Raw genomic sequence first — 5598 nt, forward strand, 5'->3', positions numbered from 1 at the left:
GGCATGATGTAGGGCACATAGCCCATCTTGGCGCCGAAAACCGTGGTCACCAGCGGCTTGGAGTCCTCCTGGTCGACGATGGCGAGAATGGCGGTCGAGTGCGTGTGGTCGACGAATTTGTGCGGCAGGAAGGCATGCAGCAGCGTCTCGACCGACGGGTTGGGCGAGGACGGATCGATGAGGGTGACGCGTTGCAGGGCAACCATGTCCTCGTCGGCCAGCCTGTTCAGCGCGCGCGCCTTGAGCAGCGGCTTGAGCTTGACCGCCGGCAGGCCCTGCGGCTCGATGACGCCCATGTCCCAGCCGCTGCCCTTGACGCACAGCACGTCCCACTGGTCGCCGACGAGGTCGGTTGCCGTCGTCTTGCAAGAGGTGTTGCCGCCGCCATGCAGGACCAGCCGTGGTTCGCCGCCGAGCAGCCGGGTCGTGTAGACGCGCAGCGCCAGGTCGCGGCCGACACCCTTTTTCGCGTAGTCTGCGACGAGTTTTTCGGCTGCTTCGTCATTCCACAAATTCTTCATGTTCGCTTCGTCCGGTTGTTTGTCTTTGATGGTGAAACAGCAATGCCGCGACGCTTTGATGACAATGCGCCGGCGACGGAGAGGGGATTTCCTAGGAGGCCTTTTCTGTCGTGGCAGCCGCATGATCCAGGAGCCGCTGCGCCATGTGTGCGCCGACCACCAGATGCGTGCAAAGGCCGCCGGCGATCGCCGCGAGCAGCGGTTCGAACTTGCTGTCCTCCTGCACCACCACCAACCGCCTGGCGATGGCGCGCAGCGAGGCAAGCTCGGCGGAGATCACCCGCCTGTTATAACTGCAGTCGAGCACCTTGCCCTCGGCGTCTATGATCTGCCCGGCAATCACGCCGGCAGCGCCTTGGCTGCGCAGATCCGCCATTTCGCTTGGCGTCAGCGCGCCGCATTTGACCAGATGGCTGTCGGCGTCGACCGCGCCGACCGAGTATAACGCCAGGTCGCATTCGCCGACACCCGACAATTGTTCCCGGATCACCGGCTCGGCACGCAGCGCACGCGCAAGTTCTTCCGTAGACAGCACCAGCGGCGCGTAGAAATTGAGCCCTTTGGCGTTGAGCCGCCGCGCGATTTCCATAGTGCATTGGTCGGGGCGATAGGAATAGGGCGCGCCGAGATTGCCGCAGAGCTGCACCACCGTGACATCCTGCAGGTCGGCATAGGACATGACGTCGGCAATCATATAGACGGTGCGGCCCCAGGCGACGCCGATGCGGTCGCCCTTCTTGACCAGTTCGAGAAAGACGCTCGCCGCCAGCACGGCGATTTCCGTCGACGGGTCGGCAATATGATCATTCTCCGGCGCGATCCAGACGGCGTCGAGGCTCAGCGCATCCTCGAGCTTGCGCGCCAGCACGTCGTCGGTGAAAAGCTGGGTCGAAGTCGAGATGTTGACGATGCCGGTCTCGCGCGCCTTGCGCAGGTACATGGCGACCGAGGCACGGGAAATGTTAAGCTGGCTCGCCACCTGGTCCTGCCGCAGGCCATGGGCATAGTAGAGCCAGGCGGCCTTGTGGATGAGTTGTTCTGCCGGTCGGATCGCCATGCCGTCTCCTCAGCTGACATTATTCACGGCTCTCGACAAAAGTCAAACTGGGCAGAGGTATGCGATGCTCCCGCTTGCGCCGAATCTGGTTCATCATTGTGCCGAATGCGCTCTGTCGTGGCATCGTTTGTGGTGACGCGGCCCGAGCCTGTGATTAGAACGTCTGAAAGAAAATCGCGGGGAGCATGGGATGGGCAATCCTTACGAACAGGATCTCGACAAGAACGCGGCCAACCATCAGCCGCTGACGCCGCTCACCTATCTGGAGCGCGCGGCCAAGACCTATCCCGACCATATCGCCATCATCCATGGCCGCCAGCGCATCGACTATCGCACTTTCTGGCAGCGGTCGCTGAAGCTTGCCTCGGCCCTTCAGAAGCGCGGCATCGGCAAGGGCGACACCGTCACCGTCATGCTGTCAAACACGCCGCCGATGCTGGAGGCGCATTTCGGCGTGCCGATGACCAAGGCGGTGCTGCATTCGCTCAACACCCGCCTCGATGCGGCGGTCATCGCTTTCCAACTCGATCATGCCGAGACCAAGCTGCTGATCGTCGACCGCGAATTCTCCGGCGTCGTCAAGCAGGCCCTGGAACTGGCCAGGGTCAAGCCGCTGGTCATCGACTATGACGATCCCGAATACGCCGCCGACGCGCCGTACCCAAAGGGCGAGCGGGTAGGCTCACTGGACTATGAGGCATTTGTCGCAGGCGGCGACGCGGACTTCGCCTGGTCGATGCCCGACGACGAGTGGGATGCGATTTCGCTCAACTACACGTCCGGAACGACGGGCAATCCGAAGGGCGTCGTCTACCACCATCGCGGTGCGGCCCTGATGGCCTACACCAACACCATCCATGCCGGCATGGCCAAGCACGCGGTCTATTTGTGGACGCTGCCGATGTTCCACTGCAATGGCTGGTGCTTTCCCTGGACGCTCGCCGTCCAGGCCGGCACCCATGTCTGTCTGCGCTGGGTGCGGCCGAAGCCGATCTACGATGCGATCGCCGATCAGGGCGTCACCCATCTGTGCGGCGCGCCGGTCGTCATGTCGGTGCTGATCAATGCCAGGGACGAGGACAAGCGCGCATTTCCGCAGACGGTCACTTTCAACACGGCTGCAGCACCCCCGCCGGAAGCCGTGCTGTCGGGGATGGCGGATGCCGGCTTTGCCGTCACCCATCTCTACGGCCTGACCGAGACCTATGGCCCGGCGGTCGTCAACGAATGGCACGGCGCCTGGGATGATCTCGAAAAGGGCGAGCGCAGCGCCAGGAAGGCGCGGCAGGGCGTGCGCTATGCAGCGCTCGAAGGCCTGACGGTCATGGACCCCGAGACGATGCGGACGACACCGGCCGACGGCGAGACAATCGGCGAGGTCATGTTCCGCGGCAACATCGTCATGAAAGGCTACCTGAAAAACCGCAAGGCGAGCGACGAAGCCTTCGCCGGCGGCTGGTTCCATTCCGGCGATCTCGGCGTCATGCACCCCGATGGCTACATCCAGCTCAAGGACCGCTCCAAGGACATCATCATCTCCGGTGGCGAGAACATTTCCTCTATCGAGGTCGAGGACGCGCTCTACAAGCACCCGTCGGTTGCCTCTTGCGGCGTCGTCGCCAGGCCCGACGACAAATGGGGCGAAGTGCCTGTTGCCTATGTCGAGCTGAAACCCGGCAAGGTCGCGACCGAAGCCGAGATCATCGATCACTGCCGCGCGCTGCTTGCCCGGTTCAAAGTGCCGAAGGCGGTCATCTTCGCCGAAATCCCGAAAACCTCGACCGGCAAGATCCAGAAATTCCGGCTACGCGAGATGGCCAAGGGGGCTTAGCTGCATCGCCACCCATGCTTCGCCTCGACAATTTGTCGCGGGCTTCGTCATCCTAGGGTGTAGCAGTCGCGAGCGACGTCGCGGAAACCCTGGAGCTGCTCCGCAGCCCAAGGGATCCATGCCGTCACCTTGCGGCCGAGCTCCGACAGTCGAGAATGGCGGCTGCAGGCTACAGCTCGCTGACCGGTGTAAACCTGTTGATCCGTCGCACTCTTTGACCAACGTCGCGGCATGGATCCTAGGGTCTGCGCCGCGTCGCTTCGCTCCTTGCTTCGCCCTAGGATGACGAATTCATCAGGGCCAGCCGCTAACGGCGATCGTCGATTCCACCTTCTCACTGTCACCATCTGTCACCATTCGTACGTGTATACCGAATCCGCATTGACAGGTCCTTCTTTTCGATTTACGAGTGATGAAAATCAAAATTCGTCACTCGTAAATCGATAGAGGATCATGTCCGAAGCCGCCACCATAGTCGCCGAAGCCGCCCGACAGGAAAATGTAACGCGCATTCTCGATTGCGCCGAGCGCCTGTTCCGGCACTATGGCTACGGCAAGACCAATGTCGCCGACATTGCGCGTGAGCTCGGCATGTCGCCGGCCAACATCTACCGTTTCTTCGCCTCCAAGGTCGAAATCCACCAGGCCGTCTGCGGCCGGATGCTCGGCGCCAGCTACAAGATGGCCTACGAGATTTCGCGCCTGCCGATCAGCGCCGAGGAGCGGCTCCGGCGCTACGTGCATGCGCAATACAAGATGACGATGGAGGTCATGCTCGACGACCAGAAGGTCCACGAGATGGTCATCGTCGCCCTCGAACGGGATTGGGGTGTGATCGACAAGCATGTCGACAGCATTCACGACCTGTTCGCGGAAATCATTCGTGACGGGATCGAGGCCGGTGAGTTCAGAAAACAGGATCCGGTTATCGCGTCTCGCTGTTTCGGCGCCGCGACCGTCATCCTGTGTCATCCGCAGATGGTGGCGCAATGCCTTGCCAAGACCAACCGGGCAATGCCTGACGACCTCGTCGACTATGCAATCAAGGCCTTGAAGTAGCCTCCGCCCGCCGGGCGCCGGTTTCAACGATTCATCTCCATTTCGGGAGTACGCGCGTGTCTTCGTTCAGTTCAATCATCGGCAGGTTGCCCGCTGTAGGCCCGGTGCTGCTTGTCACCGCCACTCTCGGGCTTGCCGGCTGCAGCCAGGAAAAAACCGAAGTCAAGGATATCATCCGCCCGGTCAAGGTTGTCGAGATCGCGAAGGTACATGACACCCGCACGCTCTCCTATTCCGGGTCGGTGAGGGCCCGCACCGAGAGCGCTCTGGCATTCCGCGTCAATGGCAAGATCACCGAGCGCCTCGTCGATATCGGCCAGCATGTGGCCTCGGGCGATGTGCTCGCCCGCATCGATCCCATTGACTACGACCTTTCGGTCAAGAGCGCGCAGGCAGCGCTCGATGCCGCCGAGCGGCAGGTCGAGACCGTGGAACTCGCCCGCAAGCGTGCCGAGCAGCTTTTTGCCAAGAATTTTGCCCCGAAATCACAGCTCGAACAGGCGACCTTGACCTATGACCAAGCGGTCGCCACCCGTGATTCCGCCCTTTCGACACTGGCTCAGGCGAAGAACCAGGTCGGTTATACCGATCTCAAGGCCGACAGGGATGGCATCGTCACCACGGTCAGCGCCGACGTTGGCCAGGTGGTCGGTTCCGGCACGCCGGTTGTCACTGTCGCTGTCGACGGCGAAAAGGAAGTGCTGATCGCCGTCCCCGAAATGGAAATCGCCGAATTCAAGCCGGGCAAGGCGGTCAAGGCGGGCTTCTGGTCCGACGATGCGCTGGCGCTCGACGGCAAGGTCCGCGAAGTCGCCGGCAGCGCCGATCCGCAATCACGCACCTTTGCCGTCCGCGTCAGCCTGCCCAACGATCCGCGTGTGCTGCTCGGCATGACCGCCAGCATCGAAGCCACGGCGGCCAATGAGCGGCAGCTGGTCTCGATCCCCCTGAGCGCACTGGCCGAGCAAGGCACCCAATCGATCGTCTGGACCGTCGATCGTGGCGCCGACACCGTTCATGCTCGTCCGATCAAGGTTGCCGAGTTCGCCGCCGATGGCGTGCGTGTCGCGGAGGGTTTGAAACCCGGCGATGTCGTGGTCGCCGCCGGCACGCAATTCATGACCGAGAAC

General features: G+C 62.2%; 5 protein-coding genes. 3 read left to right on the top strand and 2 right to left on the bottom strand.

Features of this window, described 5'->3' with window-relative positions:
* The coding region (locus tag EN969_RS14430) for a class II aldolase/adducin family protein (protein WP_206525157.1) at positions 1 to 521 on the bottom strand (521 nt) is incomplete at its 3' end.
* 91 nt (positions 522 to 612) lie between these two features.
* Complete coding sequence (locus EN969_RS14435; protein ID WP_013532917.1) at positions 613 to 1578, bottom strand: sugar-binding transcriptional regulator; 966 nt, start codon at positions 1576 to 1578, stop codon at positions 613 to 615.
* Between the two features lie 190 nt (positions 1579 to 1768).
* Here EN969_RS14435 and EN969_RS14440 point away from each other — a divergent pair, with 190 nt between their 5' ends.
* The 3 genes from EN969_RS14440 to EN969_RS14455 all read left to right on the top strand — a co-directional run.
* Positions 1769 to 3409, top strand: a complete 1641-nt coding sequence (locus EN969_RS14440) for an acyl-CoA synthetase (RefSeq protein WP_063167610.1) — start codon at positions 1769 to 1771, stop codon at positions 3407 to 3409.
* A 453-nt stretch (positions 3410 to 3862) separates the two neighbouring features.
* Positions 3863 to 4468, top strand: coding sequence for a TetR family transcriptional regulator (locus EN969_RS14450; RefSeq protein ID WP_013532915.1), 606 nt, complete (start codon positions 3863 to 3865; stop codon positions 4466 to 4468).
* Positions 4469 to 4524: 56 nt separating this feature from the next.
* On the top strand, positions 4525 to 5598 hold a 1074-nt coding region (locus EN969_RS14455; protein WP_127419199.1), incomplete at its 3' end, for an efflux RND transporter periplasmic adaptor subunit.

The sequence above is a fragment of the Mesorhizobium sp. M7A.F.Ca.CA.003.01.2.1 genome (assembly GCF_003998945.1).
GTDB lineage: Bacteria > Pseudomonadota > Alphaproteobacteria > Rhizobiales > Rhizobiaceae > Mesorhizobium > Mesorhizobium ciceri.

Bases quoted from the DNA above. Each gene is read 5' to 3' on its own strand.
- EN969_RS14440 (WP_063167610.1), top strand. From the start codon at position 1,769: ATGGGCAATCCTTACGAACAGGATCTCGACAAGAACGCGGCCAACCAT.
- EN969_RS14435 (WP_013532917.1), bottom strand. From the start codon at position 1,578: ATGGCGATCCGACCGGCAGAACAACTCATCCACAAGGCCGCCTGGCTC.
- EN969_RS14450 (WP_013532915.1), top strand. From the start codon at position 3,863: ATGTCCGAAGCCGCCACCATAGTCGCCGAAGCCGCCCGACAGGAAAAT.